This window comes from Polynucleobacter sp. 80A-SIGWE, from assembly GCF_018882295.1.
In the GTDB taxonomy this organism is placed as follows: domain Bacteria; phylum Pseudomonadota; class Gammaproteobacteria; order Burkholderiales; family Burkholderiaceae; genus Polynucleobacter.
Genome location: NZ_JACVOR010000001.1, coordinates 38,438 through 55,471, shown reverse-complemented (window position 1 = coordinate 55,471; position 17,034 = coordinate 38,438). Strand labels below are relative to the sequence as shown.

Sequence of the window (17,034 nt, the reverse complement as noted above, 5' to 3'; positions counted from 1 at the left end):
TAGTATCTTCTAAAAGGCAATTTACTTACACACACATTATTTAAAAGTTATTAAAGTGTTAGCTTTAATAGGCTATATCTTTAGGAGTAAATCTTGGTTACACTGAAAAAGTTATAAAACTATTCAAGTGTTAGTGACATGGCAACCCAATCTGCATTGAAAAATCCCAAAAGAGAGCGCTTGATCTTCTCTACTCGCAGCTATCCAACTTTTGGTAGGGGCAAATCATTTGATGAAAGTAATCCACCTGACACAGTTAAGGAAAGTCCTTATTACTGGTGGTTTATGTTTTTAAGGTTGAATGAAGATTACAAGGCAACTTGCAAAGCTAAAGGCAAGGGAAAGTGCGCCGCCATTTACAAGGATTTTGGCAATATCTATATAACCAATTTTAAAGATTGGTGGAATACAAAGGATGGCTTCTTCTCTGAGCCCAGACGTGGGTATAGGATGGCTATAGCCAATAACCAAGAAGAACTTGCCCCATTTAATTCAGAAGAGGTATTGAATTTGGTTGTGCCATTAACATGGTCGCAACGTAGCCTCAAAAAGGCTTTTTCTCAGCTTGTCCTAAGCAAGGTGGAGAAAGGTAAAAAGGGAATTAGCGTTGAGAAGAGTGAAGCGCAGTACAAGATAAGTGGACGTTGGCATGCTGAAGCAATGGCTACAGCATATAAGATCTATACGATCAAGAAGGAATCTGAAGCCCAGGGTATCAAAATGATTTGGGTGGATGTGGCGATAAAGGCCAAAATGCCTATGACATATGCACTAGGCAACAAAAGTCACAAAGTAGAAAGCTCTGTGAAGCGAAACATAACTATTTTGGCAATGAGACATTACAGGCGTGCTGAAGAATTTATTGAGTCAGCGGCAACTAAATCATTTCCTTATAGCAATAGGTAAAACGATAAAATACACAATGCTTAATGATTCGAAATATTGAAGTCAACTCAATAGTGCAAACAAATTTAATGCGACCATATTCAGACCATCAAGCCAAACTGTTTGCTACTCAGCTAACGTTGAGGCAGCCAGCTAATAGTATTGACAAACTCAGTCACGCAATAGCCTCAGCTCGTGTTGATTTAAATCCGCACCAAGTAGATGCGGCATTATTCGCTGTCCGCAGTCCACTTAGCAAAGGTGTGATATTGGCTGATGAAGTTGGTTTAGGTAAGACTATTGAAGCTGGTATTGTTATTTCCCAAAAATGGGCTGAACGTAAACGCAAGTTGCTAATAATTGCTCCTGCAACGCTACGCAAGCAGTGGCAACAGGAGTTGATGGATAAGTTCAATATCCCAAGCACTATTTTGGAAAACGCCAGTTATAAGCAGTTAAGAAAGGATGGCAAGCTAGCAAGTGGCGATACGCTACTAATCTGCTCTTATAACTTCGCAGCAAATAAAGCAGATGTGCTTGAAGATATTGCATGGAACTTAGTTGTAGTGGACGAGGCGCATAGGTTACGTAACGTTTACAAAGTTGGCAACAAGATGGCTTCTGCAATTGCAGGCGTAGTTGCTGATGCACCCAAGCTACTCCTAACAGCTACGCCTCTTCAAAATAGTCTGCTTGAACTGTATGGCTTAGTGAGCATTATTGACCCGCATGTTTTTGGTGATATCACCAGCTTTAAGGAGCAATACGTACGTGGTGTGAATGAAGCATTACGGAATTCACGGCTTAAAGAGCGTATCAAGCCATTCTGTCAACGCACACTCCGTAAGCAAGTACTTGAGTACATCAAGTTTACGCAACGAGTGGCAATGACAGAAGAATTCATGCCAAGCGACGACGAACACAGGCTATATGAGCAAGTGTCTACTTATTTGCAACGCGAAAAACTAAATGCATTGCCACGTAGTCAGCGCACACTGATGACACTTGTGCTTCGTAAGTTGCTTGCGTCTAGTAGCTATGCCATTGCATCTACTCTTGAAAAACTTGTTGAACGACTTGAGAGAGCGCAAGCAAGACAGTCAGTGCTTGAGCTACTTGAAGGCGAAGTTGAAGGATTGGATGAGTTGGCTGATGAATTTGGGCAAGACACAGTTGATACAGTTAGCGAGAAACTAACAGCAGAAGAACTGCAGGACTTGCGACTTGAGTTAGAAGAGCTGCGTGAGTATGCGAAGTTGGCTGGCAACATACGAGATAACGCAAAGGGTGCAGCATTATTAAAGGTACTTGGCACAGCCTTTAATAAGCTAGAGCATATTGGCGCAGCCAAGAAGGCTGTAGTCTTTACAGAATCAACCCGTACACAGCGTTATCTTGCTGATTTACTTGCTCGTAGTGGCTACGAAGGCAAGATTTGCATGATGAATGGCAGTAATGCTGATGCACAGTCCAAAGCAATTTATGCTGATTGGGTAAAGCAACACGCAGGTAGTGACAAGGTATCTGGGTCAAAAACTGCAGATATGAAAGCTGCAATTGTTGAATACTTCAGAGATAGCGCCACAATTTTAATTGCTACTGAAAGTGCAGCAGAAGGCGTGAACTTGCAGTTTTGTTCTCTTGTTGTTAATTACGATTTACCTTGGAACCCGCAACGTGTTGAACAGCGTATTGGACGTTGCCATCGCTACGGTCAAAAATTTGATGTTGTTGTTGTCAACTTTCTCAATAAGCGCAATGCAGCAGACCAACGTGTGTACCAGTTACTTGCTGAAAAATTTAAATTATTTGATGGTGTGTTTGGCGCAAGTGACGAAGTGCTTGGTGTGATTGAAAGTGGCGTTGACATTGAAAAGCGAATTGCTAGCGTTTATCAAACGTGCCGTACAGCAGATGAAATTCAACATGCGTTTGATGAAATTCAGCAAGAGCTAGACGAACAAATTAAAGCGGCTCTTGAAACGACACGCTTAAAACTGCTTGAAAATTTTGATGAAGAAGTGAACGCACGTTTAAAAGTAAGCCACGATCTAACTAAAGCAATGCTAGATAAGCGTAGTGCCTTGATGATGTCACTTGCACGTACGGAGCTAGCTGACTACGCTGAATTTAACGGCAACACACAGTTCGTGCTTAATAGCAGCCCAGATAACAGCAACGCTGCTACAGGCGTGTACAACTTAGATTGGCGTGAAGCTGACAAGAAGGAGCAGCACTTTTTTGCTGAAACTAGTCCGCTTGCTGGTTGGATTGTGGACAATGCACTTGGACACAACTTGGATTGCAGCGTTGAACTTGAATTGGACTACAACGCCTACCCATTCAAAATTAGCGCACTAGAACAGTACATAGGTAGCACTGGTTGGATTATTGCTGAAAAGATTACTGTGAGCAGTATTGAAGATGAGGACTTCCTAGTGCTTACAGCGATTACTGATAGTGGTGAGGTGCTGGATGCTGAGCTAGCGGAACGCTTGATGGCTATTTACTGTAAAGCTACAACACCCACCCATGATTTACCACCTATAGAACAGCTTGAAATTGCCGCAATTAAACAGCGTGACGCAGTAGCTAGAAAGCTGGACGAACGCAATGCACAGTACTTTGAGGAAGAGACTGCTAAGCTGGATAGTTGGGCTGACGATTTGAAATTTGGGCTTGAGACTGAGATTAAGCAGCTAGACAAAGACATTAAGGAGGCAAAGAAGTCTGCGTCTGCCTCAATGTCCCTTGCTGCAAAACTTGAGCAACAAAAGCGTTTACGTGATTTGGAGCAGAGCAGAAATGCTAAGCGCAGGAGCTTATATGAAGCACAGGATGGTATTGACGTGCAACGTGACATGTTGATTAATAAGGTTGAAAAACAATTGCAATGCAAGGTGAATACAGTGAAACTATTTGCTGTGAAATGGAGCTTGAAATAAAAATGGCTGGTAAACAAAAACTAGAGCTGACTTGGATTGGCAAAGAAGAAGTGGCGAAGCTAGAGCCACGCATACTTATTGAAGATGCAGAATTTTCTTGTCACGCATTAAAACGGCATAGTGATAAAGACTTATTTGACAACAAGTTGATATTTGGCGATAACTTACTTGCATTGAAGGCACTAGAACAAGAATATGCAGGCAAAGTTAAATGTGTATTTATTGATCCACCTTACAACACTGGTTCAGCTTTTGAACATTACGACGATGGAATTGAACATTCGCTTTGGCTTAGCTTAATACGGGATCGTTTGTACATCATTAAAAATTTGCTTAGTGATGATGGCACGTTGTGGATTTCGATTGATGACAACGAGAGCCACTACTTAAAAGTTTTGTGCGATGAAATATTTGGACGAAGCAATTTCATAGCGAATGTTATTTGGGAAAAGGCAGATAGTCCACGAATGGATGCTAAGACTTTTTCAACAAGGCATGATCATGTGCTCGTTTATTGTAAGAGCATCAACAACATCGCTCTTAATCGTTTAGATAGTCCAGAAGAAAAATTAGCTCACTACAACAAAGTTGATAAGAATGGTAGGCGGTATTATTTGAAGCCGCTCAGGGCGATGGGTGGACAGGGTGACAGCAGGGAGGCTCGTCCTTCTCTCTACTATGGTTTAACTGCACCTGACGGCACGGAAATTTTCCCAAAAAAACAAGATGGCACTGATGGTGCTTGGCGATGGCAAAAAAGTAAAGTTGAAGCTGAAAAAGACCGTATTGAGTGGATTAAATCCAAAAACGGATGGAGTGCAAACTCTAGGTTGTATTTAGATGCAACGACTGGCCGTCCCCCTGAAACTATTTGGTTCAACAATGAGGTTGGAACAAATAGAACATCAAAAGCTGAAATTAAAAATTTGCAATTAGGTGAAAAATCTTTTGACACGCCTAAGCCAGAGCGTTTAATTCAGCGCATATTGCATATTGCAACTAACGAAGGAGATTTAGTACTTGATTCTTTTGCGGGGTCAGGCACTACTGGCGCTGTAGCGCACAAGATGGGTAGGCGTTGGATTATGGTTGAGCTTGGGGAACATTGCCATACTCACGTTATTCCTCGCCTCAAAAAAGTAATTAATGGCGAAGATCAAGGCGGCATTACTGATGCTGTTAATTGGAAAGGTGGAGGAGGTTTCCGTTACTACAAGCTTGCGCCATCATTGCTTGAAAAAGACAAATGGGGTAATTGGATTATTAATAAGGAATACGACCCCAATATGCTTGCCGCAGCGGTATGCAAGCATGAAGGCTTCACATATAGCCCAAGCGATATAGATTGGTGGGCGCATGGTTATAGTACTGAGACTGATTTTATTTACATTACGACTCAAACGTTGACAGAAGACCAGCTTATTGTTTTAAGTGAAGAGGTTGGAAGTGACCGCACCTTACTTGTCTGCTGCGCCGCTTATAAGGCGAGTGCTGCGATTCTTAACGACAAGTTGACAAATCTAACTGTTAAAAAGATGCCAAACGCTCTGCTATCAAAGTGCGAGTGGGGTAAGGATGATTACAGCTTAAACATAACAAACTTGCAAGTAGCAGCGCAAGATGATGAACCTGCTCCTGCTGTCAAAAAGAAAGCTGCTAGCAAAGAAGCTGACTTATTTGACGATGCTGAGTAAAAGGGAGTGGTGATGGAAGTCTTCTATAGCCTTAACGATCAAAGCAAGCGCAATGTGAATGCAATTGCATCTCGTCTTAGCTTGCGTCAGCCTCAACGTGACAGCCTTGAAATCTTGGCACACATACTTGAGATTAACCCACCTGTTAAGGGTGGTGATTTATCTGCAGAGCTAGCTAAGGTACAAGGGGCATATCCAAACGTAGCTAGCTTTGACCGTGAGTTTGTATCGCTGTGTTTTGCATTAGCAACAGGCGTTGGTAAGACACGCTTGATGGGTGCGTTTATGGCGCTACTATATACGCAGTATGGTGTTCGTAACTTCTTTATTCTTGCGCCAAACCTAACGATCTATAACAAGTTGATTGCGGATTTTTCTCCTGCATCGCGCAAATACGTGTTGAATGGATTGCAAGAATTTGCGAATAACTCGCCCCTAGTTATTACTGGTGATAACTACGATAGTGGCATTGACGTTCGTAGTGGCAGACTTAATCAAGATGAAGTAACGATTAACGTATTCAACGTTTCTAAAATTAGTAGCGAAGTGCGAGGCGGTAAAGCTCCGCGCATTAAACGTCTTAGCGAGTACATTGGGCAGAGCTATTTTGAATACTTAGCTGGCTTAGATGACTTGGTAATGATTATGGATGAAAGCCATCGCTACCGTGCTAGTGCGGGCTTCAAAGCGATTAACGAACTAAAGCCTATGCTTGGTTTAGAGCTAACTGCTACACCTCAAATTGAGAGTGGTACAACGCCTGAGCGTTTCAAAAACGTGATTTACGACTATCCCTTAGCTAATGCTATTGCTGATGGTTTCGTGAAAGAGCCAGCAGTAGCTACACGTGAAGACTTCAATGCTGACAACTATAGCGAAGAAGAGCTTGAGGACTTGAAGATACGTGATGGTGTAGTTGTGCATGAAGACACAAAGATTGAACTGGCTACATTTGCACGTAACCATAATCTACCTGTAGTTAAGCCATTCATGCTTGTTGTTGCTAAAGATACAAGCCATGCAGATAAGATTGTTGAGCGTATTAAGCGTGATGATTTTTTTAGTGGACGCTACAAAGATAAAGTAATCACTGTTCACTCAAACCAAAAAGGTGTTGAGAGTGACGAAACGATTGCACGTTTGTTAGCTGTTGAAGATCCAAGCGAACCTACAGAAATTGTTGTGCACGTTGACAAATTGAAAGAAGGTTGGGACGTAACAAACCTGTACACCATTGTTCCTTTGCGTGCTGCTAATTCCACAACACTTGTTGAACAGAGTATTGGGCGTGGGTTGCGACTCCCGTACGGGAAGCGTATGGGCGTTGAGGCAGTTGACCGCTTAACAATTGTGGCGCATGACAAGTTTGATGCAATCATTAACGAGGCAAATAAGCCAGGCTCAATCATCCGTTCTGTTGTACGTATTGGCAAGGACGTTAACCTAGTTGGCAAAAAGGCTGTGACAGTTTCCACAACAGCAGTAGAGCAATTGATTGGACGCCCAGCTACTCAGCCAGTTCAAGAAAAGCAATTTGAGCTTGAGATACAAGACAAGCCCGCACTTAAAACGAAAGAAGAGCAGGCTGTAGTGAATTTGTACATAGAGGCAATTAAAGACTTTGAGCGCAGGGTAACGGAAGTGCCAAGTCTTGAGTCGTTAATTAAGCCAGAAGTGCAAGAGCGCATCACACAGCAAGTTACTAAGGCATACGAGACAACTTATAAGCCTGCACAATCAGAGTTCGAAGAAACAAGTACACAGCCTGACATTGCTGAGATTGTGAGAAATATTTCTAAACGATTTGTTGATTTAAATATTGGCATTCCACGTATTAGTGTAAGGCCCAAAGGAGCTGTACGTACAGGATTTAAGGACTTTGAATTGGATGTAATAGCAGTCAATCAGCAACCTGTAGACCAAAACATTCTCATTCAGCATCTTCGCACAAGCGATAGGTCAAAAATTCACGCAGACTTAGCATACGCGACAGAAGAGCGCGTTGAGGATTACATTGTTCGCAACCTAGTGGACTTTGATGACATTAGCTATGACGACCACGCAGAAATTCTTTACAAGCTTTCAGGTCAATTGGTAGCCAAGCTCCGCAGCTACTTAAAGACTGATGAGGAAATATTAAACGTTGTTCAGTTCAATCAACGTCAATTTGCAAACCACATTCATTCGCAAATGCAAATGCATTGGTGGCAAGAGGCAGATGAAGGGTATGACGTAGTTATTAGTCGTGGCTATCAAACGTTTACTGATACGAGCTACACAGCAGACGGTAATGAGAAGCTGCGTAATGTGCATCAGCCTCTAGCAACTGGTGAGCGCGACAAAATTGGCGGCATGGTATTTGGTGGCTTTGAGCGTTGCTCATATCCTGTGCAAAAATTTAGTAGTGATAGTGAGCGCATGTTTGCTAGCTTGCTTGAAAAAGATGCAGATACGAAGAAGTGGTTTAAGCCAACACGTGACCAGTTTACAATTAGCTACCGTGATAGCGGTGGAAGTACGGCCATGTACGAGCCAGACTTTGTTGTGGAAACAGACACGCACAAATATATTGTTGAACCTAAACAAGCCAGCATGATGACTGATCCCAATGTGCTGGCAAAGAAAAGCGCGACTGTGACATGGTGTGAGAATGCTTCAAAGTACGAACAAAGCAATGGTGGCAAGTCATGGTCTTATGTGCTCATACCCCACACTTCTATTTTGCCAAGTGCAACTTTAAAGGGGTTGGTTCAGCAATACAAAGGGTAGCTTTTCAAGGTTGTCCAAATTGCATTCAGAAAATATAGTTGTATTGCCATCTTAAGTTCTTAAAAAAGATGGTAACAACTATATTTTGTAACAGTGAAATTAAATTCAAAACAGCTACTAAATGAGCTTAATCAATTTATAGGTACAAGCTCCTATCACCGCCTCTCCCCCTGCTTTGTTGTTACTGATGGTTTGAAGTATTTGATGGACCAAGCTAATTGTTATTGGTTAGGTCATCTATTTGGTCTGTTTTTAGCTCGAACTAGTCACGAAGAAAATCCATTTATTGTATTGATCCTAAAATGCAATAGCCTCAAGGCGCTACTAATTATTGAAGACGGAAATGGCAATGAGTTGGATCGTCAGAATATTGATTGCGTAGCATTTCCACTGAAGGAATGTCTTCTTTTTGCTTCTTGGTATAAAAACTGTTGGGTTGGAATGCTTCCAACTGAGTATTAGCATAAAAAGACAATTAAACTTTCCTAGCAAATTAATATTTGCTAGCCACCTTTAATGATTCTTCCTTAATCTTTTTTCTCAAAGATGTGGGTGCTAAGACTTCCACTTCAGAGCCGTGCTTAAGGATATCCATAATTAACTCTGGATCTTGGTTGTAATCAAACTCAAGTATGTAATTCCCATCCTTATCAAAACTAGATGCTTGATGCTTATGCCATGTCTCTGAAGCTACCCAGCGAGCCCTCTCTGGTGTGAATTTCAACTTGGCCTTCTGTGTAGCTTTTCCAGAAAAGATGCCATAGCTTTCACCAAAATGCTCATTTAGTTGCTTTTCAGAAATCTCATCAGCTTTTGCATTAATGATCCTTGCCTTTTTTATTCCATCTACTGCAAAGCTACGTAAATCCTTGCGCATGTGACAGTAAGCATCTAGATACCAATTATCGCGATAGTAAATTAGCCTCTGTGGGGAAATATCTCGTTCAGTCATTTGGTTCTTGCCTTTTGAGTAGAAGTCTATATGCAACCTCTCTCTTTTTAGCAAGGCGTTACCAATAACTTCAAAAGATTCTATTGCGCTTCTGCGAGCAGACATGCCAAAAACCTTAATGCGTTTCCGCAATTCTTTCTCCGTAGTCTCGCTGCGGCCTAAGATGCCATCAATAATGTTTTTTAATGGCTCTAGGTGTGGCCCTAGTAATCCACCTTGATCTATGTCTGCTAGTAGCGATTGAGTGATTACGAGAGCTGTAGCTTCTTCTTCAGAAAACCATAAGCCTGGCAATTCAATTTTTTCACCTGCGCTTTGATTGGATCCAAAACGATACCCACCCATAGCTCTGTCATAAATGATGTCTGCATTCATACGATCGCGCAGATATTCCAAGTCACGCTTAAAAGTGGCTTTTGAGATTTCTAGTTCATCTAAAAAGACATTAAGTGGCACGCAGTTTCGTGCCTGAATTAGGTACTTAATACGATGCAAGCGCTCCATATCACCCAAGGTAGTCCCCTTTCAATATGCAGAGATTATTTAAAGACAGGCTCATTTAATGAGCCTACCTGATATTAATCTGAATAGACACCACTGATTAGGGGGAAATATGAAATATTTGGTTGCTTTATTTGTTCTTGCGCAAATAGCAATTTATGCGAGATATAGCGAGGCTCAGGTTGTTAATTGGGATAACAGCCCAATGAATTATCAAAATAGCCCTATGAACTATGAGAACAGTTCCATGAACTACCGTAATAGTCCAATGAATTATCAAAATAGTGGAATGAACTACAACTCAAATAACGGGGTTTACGATAACAACGGAAATCGTGTTGGCTATGAAGTTAAGGCGCCAAGTGGGGTAACAAATTACTTTGATGCCAACGGCAATCGCATAGGCTACTCTCCTACGTCAAAAGGAAGATAGAAATGCTTATTGGCGCACTATTCATTAGCATTGTTATTCCAGTATCTATTAACGTAAGTCAGCCTACTGGAGTAACTTTCAAGCCCTATGTTGTGCAGGCTGTAATTGATGCGGCACAAATAGTAGGCTTGCCATCCTCAAAGGCCGCTAAGGCACATGCAAAGAAAGTCCAGCTAGTAGATCCAGTTTTACAGCAAGTAACCATTTACGCTCCTGAGCCCGTTTCAACAAGACAATTATTTTTTAGAAAATATTTTCACTCAGGTGGCGTATAAAGCTATTGGGAGTAATGATGAATAAATTTAATCTTGAGCGATTTCTTGAAGCACAAGAAGATCCTATGTATAGATGGGTTATTGACGAACTAAAAGCTGGTGTAAAGAAAAGCCACTGGATGTGGTTCATCTTCCCTCAAGCGTATGGCCTTGGCGAGAGTCACAATTCAAAGCTTTATGGACTTCGCTCTCTAGATGAGGCAAGGGAATACTGGAATCATCCTATTATTGGTGCACGATTAAAAGAGTGTATTCAGTTAGCTATAGATGCGAATAGAACGGCAATAGAACTATTTGGCAAAGAGATTGATGCGATGAAGTTCCAATCCTGCCTAACCCTTTTCCTGCAGATTGATCCTGCAAGCCCATTGTTGATTACTGCTCTTAAGCAATTCTTTAATCAAGAGTTAGACAAAAAGACGTTAGAAGTGATTGAAAGGTCTGCCAAGTGATTCTTTGGAAATGCTTAGATGAGGCTCAAGACTACTTTGCTAGGTTAGGTGGGTCTGGCAGGTATTCAAGTTTTAAGGAGTGGCATCCATTTGCCCTTGTGCTCCTGACAGTGCTGGAGCTCAAAGAGCCGTCTGTGATTATTCAGCGCATAAAGATAGAGCAATCCTTGCCTGACCAGCTATGGGAAAAGACGGATGGATTGCCTGCTCTGATCAAAAGAAAAATGACGGATCAGGTTGTAACGAAAGAAATGGTTGAGGAATTTATATCCAAGACTACGGGCTACCTTAGCAAGCTACCAAGCCCCAAGGAGCTTAGTCAATGGCTCTCTTTCCTAGATTCAATAAAAGACCTTTTAGGGATTAAATGACAACTTACGCTTACCCAATTAGCTTGTATGAGTATGTGTTCAATGAACTTGAACTTCTTCTTCAAAAAATCTGCGAAGAGTGGGAGAGGCAAGGTATACCAACTTATAACCCTGAAACAAAAAGACCAGTAGGCACGTTTGCAACAATTCTGGAAATCATGAAAGAGGCTAAGCAAGATGCTTCAAAGAACGAATCCTATGCCCCAATTACCTTTACGCTAACGGATTACCTTTTCATTCCACTAGAGAACTTGCTTAAAGAAAAATGTCAGCAATATAAAGACAGCACTGGCAACGATCCATTTAATCCAGTTACAGGTGAGCCGCAATATAGCTATGCATCTATGCTAGAAGCAACTAGACTAGCTATTAAAAGCTCTGCTCTCAATAGCTATTCTTCATTTGTTGAGAATGAGCCTATAAGGCTTTGGTCTCCAAAGCGATCTGCAACATAAGGGATACGATGACGAGAATATTTATTTGCCCATCTTGTAGCAAGAAGACAGGCGTTGAGATTATTTATGGGATGCCTAGTGAGGATCTTGCTAAAAAGGCTGAGCTTGGTGAAATAGCATTAGGTGGATGCGTAATTGAGCCTAATCAGCCTAACTATCGCTGCATGTCTTGTAGTTTTGAGTGGGGCAGAGCAAGGCAATTTGAAGAGGCTAAGCAACAATGGCTTAAGGAGACTGTGAAAGGCAAAAGCTGGACGCAGATGATGGATGACGGGGATAAGGAATTAAATGAGAAAGCAAAAGCTTCAATGACCCCTGAATATCTCGCAATGTGGGGAAATGCAGAAAAAGATTGCGACGAGGGCGAAGGTGAAGATCGTGATGGGGATAAGACCCAAACTAATTTCTAGATTCTTAAGTAAATCAAAGCTATTGATCATTTATGACGATAGCCTACGAATGCTCATACGAAAAAAAGAAGGGGTTTAGTAATAGAAATACTAAACCCCTTAAGGACTGAACATGGATTGATTATAGGTTTCTAATCTTTTCATTTTCTGTATTATTAGAATTATGTGATTTAAAACCTAATAAAATAAATTATTATCTACACACTTTGCTACACACCAAAATAAAGTACTTTAAAATCAATAACTTAAACACTTTATCTTTCATCATAATCCGCAGGTCCGGGGTTCAAATCCCTGATTCGCCACCATATCAAGAGGCCATTGCCCACCGGCAGTGGCCTTTTTCTTAGGTAATGTCGCTTGGGTTCGATCGATGGCTAAATTTTGGAACTTCGTCTTTTTCCAAGTCGGTTGGTTTGCATGTGTTTTGGGTGCGGCCAACAAGCAGGTTCTTTGGGCTGTTTTAGGCACATTAGCTTATATCGCCTTCACTATTTGGCGTCACCATACCCCCAAGTCGGCTCTGAGACTCCTCGCCAAGGTCTTGGTTTACGGAATAGCTGTCGACACCATCATCATGCACTTGGGATATCTTGATTTTCAGGATGACTGGCCCTCCCCATATTTATCGCCTCTTTGGATGTGGGTTTTATGGGTACTGGTTGGCGGCACGATTAATGGCTCCCTGTCATGGTTGAGGGGCAGACCTGTTTTGGGCTTCATTTTGGGGGCTATCTGCGGACCAATGTCCTATGAGGCTGGTATTCGTATGGGGGCTGGGGGCTGGGGTGCTGGCAGTCAGACCGTTGGCTTTATCTTGGTTGGGCTTGTGTGGGGTATTGCTATCCCCCTATTTTTCTACTGGGATCGCACCTCAATCAATGGTGGCCTAGTAAAAAATCCGTAAATTCCTTTAAAAAGCCGCTTGCAAATAGTACTGTTTTTATATACAGTAACTTCTGAGTTGTTGAAAAGCACGAAAACTACGGGAAATAGCCCAATACATAGCGAAAAGGAATTAAAAAATGGCCTTGGATGATAAGAAAAAATCAGCCTCATCAGAGTTTGACGGCATGAGCGGAGACAAGCAAAAGGCATTAACTGCAGCCTTGGCGCAAATTGAGAAGCAATTTGGTAAGGGCTCAATCATGAGATTGGGCGATGCAGAGATTCATCAAGATATTCAGGTAGTGTCTAGCGGCTCATTAGGTTTAGATATTGCACTTGGAGTTGGTGGTTTGGCACGTGGGCGCGTGATTGAGATTTACGGTCCAGAGTCTTCAGGTAAGACAACATTAACTTTGCATGCGATTGCAGAGATGCAAAAGATTGGTGGAACTTGCGCCTTTATTGATGCTGAACATGCCTTAGATGTTCAGTACGCTTCACGCTTAGGTGTAGACGTTAATAATTTATTGATCTCTCAGCCAGATACTGGTGAGCAAGCTTTGGAAATTGCTGATGCTTTAGTGCGTTCAGGCTCCATTGATTTAATCGTCATTGACTCCGTAGCAGCCTTGGTTCCAAGGGCGGAGATCGAAGGCGATATGGGTGATTCATTGCCAGGCTTACAGGCTCGCCTGATGAGTCAAGCCTTGCGTAAGTTGACTGGCGCGATCAAGCGCACCAATACAACGGTTATCTTTATTAATCAGATTCGTATGAAGATTGGCGTGATGTTCGGTTCGCCTGAAACTACTACTGGCGGTAATGCGCTTAAGTTCTACGCTTCTATGCGTTTAGATATTCGTCGTATCGGCAGCATCAAGAAGGGCGATGAAGTTGTTGGTAATGAGACCCGTGTGAAGGTTGTGAAGAACAAGGTATCCCCACCATTCCGCGAAGCAATTTTTGACATCATGTACGGCGCAGGAATTTCCCGAGAAGGTGAAATTATTGATATGGGTGTTGAAGCCGATATCGTTGAAAAATCAGGTTCTTGGTACGCTTACAACGGCGATCGTATTGGCCAAGGAAAAGACAATGTGCGTGAGTTCTTAAAAGAAAATCCAGCCATTGCCCAAGATATTGAAGCCAAGATTCGTGCGAAATTGGGTGTGAAGGCCGGTACAGCAGTGGTGAGCGATGTTTTGAGTGAAGAAGAGGAAGCATAATTCTTCGATGTCAGAATTAGGCAGCACCGTTAAAAAAAGCAAGAAACAAAGCCCGAGTCTCAAAGCTCGGGCTTTGCGCCTTTTATCTATGCGTGAGTACAGCCGCAAGGGTTTGGCAGCAAAGCTTGAAGAGTCTGCTGCAAGAATGCTTAAATTTCAGGCCCCGAACGAAGATTCTGAGGAAGTTATCCCAGCAATTCCACTGACCGTCCAGATTGAGGCTGTTTTAGATGATTTTGAGGCCCGCGGTTGGCTTTCTGATCAGCGCTTTGCAGAGGCCCTGGTTAGGCGTCGTAGTGAGCGGTTTGGAACCCGAAAAATACAGGATGAGCTTGCTCAGGCTGGGGTCGATAGCTCAAAGACGGCAGATTTACTCAAGAATCTCAAAGAAACTGAATATCAACGGGCTCATGAGCTGTGGATGCGTAAGTTTGGAGCTTTGGCAACCGAGCAAAAGGAACGGGCACGTCAGTACCGGTTTTTAGCCTCTAAGGGCTTCAGTTCAGATGTCGTATCTAAGGTGGTGGCTGGGCGTCCTGACTAGGGCAATTACGGAGCCAATAGGCGATGTTGCCGCATTGCAGCATGATAGACTTATGGAGTCGGCTAAACCGGCTTTAAAAATCCTCATCGCTTGCTAAAAAAGATACTGTTTCGGGAGTAATAATGAAAATTCACGAGTACCAAGGCAAAGAATTACTGCGCCAATTTAATGTGCCTGTTCCAAATGGCATCCCTGCATTTAGTGTTGATGAGGCAATTAAAGCTGCCGAAAAGCTAGGCGGCCCAGTATGGGTTGTTAAGGCGCAAATTCATGCAGGTGGTCGCGGTAAGGGCGGTGGCGTGAAATTAGCTCGCAGCATGGACGAAGTGAAAAAGTACGCTTCTGAAATTTTGGGTATGCAGTTGAAGACTCATCAAACTGGTCCAGAAGGTCAAAAAGTAAATCGCCTCTTAATTGAAGACGGCGCTGATATCAAAAAAGAGTACTACTTCAGTATTGTTACCGACCGTGGCACACAAAAGAATGTGATCATGGCGTCCAGCGAAGGTGGTATGGACATTGAAGAGGTTGCAGAATCTCACCCAGAAAAAATTATTAAAGTATTTGTTGATCCATTAATTGGTTTGACAGATGCTGATTGCCAGATCATTGCAAAAGGCATTGGAGTTCCAGATGCTTCCATCCCAATGGCAAGCGATGTATTCAAAAATTTGTACAAGACCTATTGGGAAACTGATGCGTCATTGGTTGAAATCAACCCATTGATTCTTGAAGGCAACGGCAAGATCAAGGCACTTGACGCTAAATTCAATTTCGATCCAAATGCTTTGTACCGTCATCCAGAAATCGTGGCTTACCGCGATATCGATGAAGAAGATGCAGCAGAAATCGAAGCATCTAAATTCGACTTGGCTTACATCTCACTCGACGGCAACATTGGTTGCTTGGTGAATGGTGCTGGCTTGGCAATGGCTACGATGGATACCATTAAGTTGTTTGGCGGCGAGCCAGCAAACTTCCTAGACGTTGGTGGTGGCGCTACAGCAGAGAAAGTAACAGAAGCATTCAAGATCATGCTCAAGAACAAGAGTGTTGAAGCCATTTTGGTCAACATTTTCGGCGGCATTATGCGTTGCGACGTGATCGCTGACGGCGTAGTTACTGCATGTAAAGCAGTGAACTTGACTGTACCTTTGGTTGTGCGCATGAAGGGTACCAATGAGGAGTTGGGTAAGAAGATTCTTGCAGACTCTGGCTTGCCAATCATTAGCGCCGATTCAATGGCAGAAGCTGCTACTAAGGTAGTTGCCGCTGTTGCTAAAAACAAATAATCAAGGAACTTCAATATGTCTATTTTGGTAAATAAAAATACTAAAGTAATTACTCAAGGTATTACTGGTAAGACTGGCCAATTCCACACTGAGAAGTGCCAGGAATACGCAAACGGTAAGAACTGTTTTGTAGCTGGTGTAAATCCTAAAAAAGCAGGCGAGTCTATTTTCAATATTCCAATTTATGGAACTGTTAAAGAAGCCGCTCAGCAAACTGGTGCTACTACTTCTGTAATTTATGTTCCGCCTCCTGGCGCAGCCGCTGCAATTTGGGAAGCTGTTGAAGCTGATCTCGATTTTGTCATCTGTATTACTGAAGGCATTCCAGTCAAGGATATGTTGGAAGTGCGTAACAAGATGCATGCAAAAGAAGCTGCTGGTGGCAAGAAGACTTTATTGCTTGGCCCAAATTGCCCTGGAATTATTACTCCAGACGAAATCAAGATCGGCATCATGCCTGGCCATATTCATAAAAAGGGTCGTATTGGTGTAGTTAGCCGTTCTGGTACTCTGACTTATGAGGCGGTTGGTCAGTTGACATCAATTGGTTTAGGTCAGTCCACTGCAGTCGGTATCGGTGGCGATCCAATTAATGGCTTGAAGCACATTGATGTGATGCGTATGTTTAACGAAGATCCTGAGACTGATGCAGTCATCATGATTGGTGAAATTGGTGGGCCGGATGAAGCTGAAGCCGCTCGCTGGTGTAAAGACAATATGAAGAAGCCAGTTGTTGGCTTTATCGCTGGTGTAACAGCGCCTCCTGGAAAACGTATGGGCCATGCTGGCGCATTGATTTCTGGTGGTGCTGATACAGCCGATGCCAAGCTTGCCGTTATGGAAGAGTGTGGCTTTAAAGTAACAAGAAATCCTTCAGAAATGGCTGCTTTGCTCAAAGCCATGTTGTAATCAAAGAAGCATGCCGATTCGTCGGCATGCTTT

The 17,034-nt window shown here is 42.6% G+C and carries 17 protein-coding genes; 16 read left to right on the top strand and 1 reads right to left on the bottom strand.

Translation table 11 applies throughout. The features are described from left to right. The first annotated feature begins 138 nt into the window (after positions 1-138). From ICN25_RS00250 to ICN25_RS00230, 5 genes are all read left to right on the top strand, one after another. Entirely contained in the window at positions 139-906 is a 768-nt protein-coding gene (locus tag ICN25_RS00250; protein ID WP_216178514.1) for a hypothetical protein, read from the top strand. A 68-nt stretch (positions 907-974) separates the two neighbouring features. Further along, positions 975-3,830, top strand: a complete 2,856-nt coding sequence (locus ICN25_RS00245; RefSeq protein ID WP_216862845.1) for an SNF2-related protein — start codon at positions 975-977, stop codon at positions 3,828-3,830. After that, positions 3,779-5,524 carry a site-specific DNA-methyltransferase gene (locus ICN25_RS00240; RefSeq protein ID WP_255536616.1) on the top strand — a complete coding sequence of 582 codons (1,746 nt, stop codon included), beginning with the start codon at positions 3,779-3,781 and terminating at the stop codon, positions 5,522-5,524. Before ICN25_RS00245 ends, ICN25_RS00240 begins: the two co-directional genes overlap by 52 nt. Before the next feature lie 12 nt (positions 5,525-5,536). After that, positions 5,537-8,293 (top strand): DEAD/DEAH box helicase, encoded by a 2,757-nt coding sequence (locus ICN25_RS00235; protein ID WP_216178513.1) that lies wholly within the window; start codon positions 5,537-5,539, stop codon positions 8,291-8,293. A gap of 93 nt (positions 8,294-8,386) precedes the next feature. Further along, positions 8,387-8,755 carry a DUF6876 family protein gene (locus ICN25_RS00230; protein WP_216178512.1) on the top strand — a complete coding sequence of 123 codons (369 nt, stop codon included), beginning with the start codon at positions 8,387-8,389 and terminating at the stop codon, positions 8,753-8,755. Between the two features lie 31 nt (positions 8,756-8,786). Here ICN25_RS00230 and ICN25_RS00225 read toward each other — a convergent pair whose 3' ends face one another. Beyond that, positions 8,787-9,749 carry a YafY family protein gene (locus ICN25_RS00225; protein WP_255536678.1) on the bottom strand — a complete coding sequence of 321 codons (963 nt, stop codon included), beginning with the start codon at positions 9,747-9,749 and terminating at the stop codon, positions 8,787-8,789. A 109-nt stretch (positions 9,750-9,858) separates the two neighbouring features. On the opposite strand from ICN25_RS00225, the gene ICN25_RS00220 reads away from it, so the two are divergent. From ICN25_RS00220 to sucD, 11 genes are all read left to right on the top strand, one after another. Further along, complete coding sequence (locus ICN25_RS00220; RefSeq protein ID WP_216178510.1) at positions 9,859-10,179, top strand: hypothetical protein; 321 nt, start codon at positions 9,859-9,861, stop codon at positions 10,177-10,179. A gap of 2 nt (positions 10,180-10,181) precedes the next feature. Then, positions 10,182-10,454, top strand: a complete 273-nt coding sequence (locus tag ICN25_RS00215) for a hypothetical protein (RefSeq protein WP_216178509.1) — start codon at positions 10,182-10,184, stop codon at positions 10,452-10,454. 14 nt (positions 10,455-10,468) lie between these two features. Beyond that, positions 10,469-10,906: a DUF1810 domain-containing protein gene (locus ICN25_RS00210; RefSeq protein WP_216178508.1), complete on the top strand. Its 438-nt coding sequence runs from the start codon at positions 10,469-10,471 to the stop codon at positions 10,904-10,906. Further along, entirely contained in the window at positions 10,903-11,277 is a 375-nt protein-coding gene (locus ICN25_RS00205; protein WP_216178507.1) for a hypothetical protein, read from the top strand. The genes ICN25_RS00210 and ICN25_RS00205 overlap by 4 nt, the downstream gene beginning before the upstream one ends. Continuing rightward, positions 11,274-11,732: a hypothetical protein gene (locus tag ICN25_RS00200; protein ID WP_216178506.1), complete on the top strand. Its 459-nt coding sequence runs from the start codon at positions 11,274-11,276 to the stop codon at positions 11,730-11,732. Before ICN25_RS00205 ends, ICN25_RS00200 begins: the two co-directional genes overlap by 4 nt. A gap of 8 nt (positions 11,733-11,740) precedes the next feature. Continuing rightward, positions 11,741-12,142, top strand: a complete 402-nt coding sequence (locus tag ICN25_RS00195; RefSeq protein ID WP_216178505.1) for a hypothetical protein — start codon at positions 11,741-11,743, stop codon at positions 12,140-12,142. A 373-nt stretch (positions 12,143-12,515) separates the two neighbouring features. Continuing rightward, the gene (locus tag ICN25_RS00190) at positions 12,516-13,049 is read left to right on the top strand and encodes a DUF2878 domain-containing protein (protein WP_216178504.1); all 534 of its coding nucleotides are present in this window, start codon (positions 12,516-12,518) and stop codon (positions 13,047-13,049) included. Between the two features lie 124 nt (positions 13,050-13,173). Then, positions 13,174-14,256 carry a recombinase RecA gene (gene recA, locus ICN25_RS00185; RefSeq protein WP_370624697.1) on the top strand — a complete coding sequence of 361 codons (1,083 nt, stop codon included), beginning with the start codon at positions 13,174-13,176 and terminating at the stop codon, positions 14,254-14,256. A gap of 7 nt (positions 14,257-14,263) precedes the next feature. Next, positions 14,264-14,800: a recombination regulator RecX gene (recX, locus tag ICN25_RS00180; RefSeq protein ID WP_216178503.1), complete on the top strand. Its 537-nt coding sequence runs from the start codon at positions 14,264-14,266 to the stop codon at positions 14,798-14,800. A gap of 122 nt (positions 14,801-14,922) precedes the next feature. After that, complete coding sequence (gene sucC / locus ICN25_RS00175; protein ID WP_215354929.1) at positions 14,923-16,092, top strand: ADP-forming succinate--CoA ligase subunit beta; 1,170 nt, start codon at positions 14,923-14,925, stop codon at positions 16,090-16,092. 15 nt (positions 16,093-16,107) lie between these two features. Further along, positions 16,108-17,001 carry a succinate--CoA ligase subunit alpha gene (sucD, locus tag ICN25_RS00170; RefSeq protein ID WP_216135082.1) on the top strand — a complete coding sequence of 298 codons (894 nt, stop codon included), beginning with the start codon at positions 16,108-16,110 and terminating at the stop codon, positions 16,999-17,001. The last annotated feature ends 33 nt before the right edge of the window (positions 17,002-17,034 follow it).

Excerpts from the sequence above, each read along its gene's own strand:
- sucD (WP_216135082.1), top strand. The coding sequence starts at position 16,108 with ATGTCTATTTTGGTAAATAAAAATACTAAAGTAATTACTCAAGGTATT.
- ICN25_RS00210 (WP_216178508.1), top strand. The coding sequence starts at position 10,469 with ATGATGAATAAATTTAATCTTGAGCGATTTCTTGAAGCACAAGAAGAT.
- ICN25_RS00240 (WP_255536616.1), top strand. The coding sequence starts at position 3,779 with ATGCAAGGTGAATACAGTGAAACTATTTGCTGTGAAATGGAGCTTGAA.
- ICN25_RS00195 (WP_216178505.1), top strand. The coding sequence starts at position 11,741 with ATGACGAGAATATTTATTTGCCCATCTTGTAGCAAGAAGACAGGCGTT.
- ICN25_RS00220 (WP_216178510.1), top strand. The coding sequence starts at position 9,859 with ATGAAATATTTGGTTGCTTTATTTGTTCTTGCGCAAATAGCAATTTAT.
- ICN25_RS00250 (WP_216178514.1), top strand. The coding sequence starts at position 139 with ATGGCAACCCAATCTGCATTGAAAAATCCCAAAAGAGAGCGCTTGATC.
- ICN25_RS00235 (WP_216178513.1), top strand. The coding sequence starts at position 5,537 with ATGGAAGTCTTCTATAGCCTTAACGATCAAAGCAAGCGCAATGTGAAT.
- ICN25_RS00225 (WP_255536678.1), bottom strand. The coding sequence starts at position 9,749 with ATGGAGCGCTTGCATCGTATTAAGTACCTAATTCAGGCACGAAACTGC.
- ICN25_RS00190 (WP_216178504.1), top strand. The coding sequence starts at position 12,516 with ATGGCTAAATTTTGGAACTTCGTCTTTTTCCAAGTCGGTTGGTTTGCA.
- ICN25_RS00200 (WP_216178506.1), top strand. The coding sequence starts at position 11,274 with ATGACAACTTACGCTTACCCAATTAGCTTGTATGAGTATGTGTTCAAT.
- ICN25_RS00215 (WP_216178509.1), top strand. The coding sequence starts at position 10,182 with ATGCTTATTGGCGCACTATTCATTAGCATTGTTATTCCAGTATCTATT.
- ICN25_RS00245 (WP_216862845.1), top strand. The coding sequence starts at position 975 with ATGCGACCATATTCAGACCATCAAGCCAAACTGTTTGCTACTCAGCTA.
- sucC (WP_215354929.1), top strand. The coding sequence starts at position 14,923 with ATGAAAATTCACGAGTACCAAGGCAAAGAATTACTGCGCCAATTTAAT.
- recX (WP_216178503.1), top strand. The coding sequence starts at position 14,264 with ATGTCAGAATTAGGCAGCACCGTTAAAAAAAGCAAGAAACAAAGCCCG.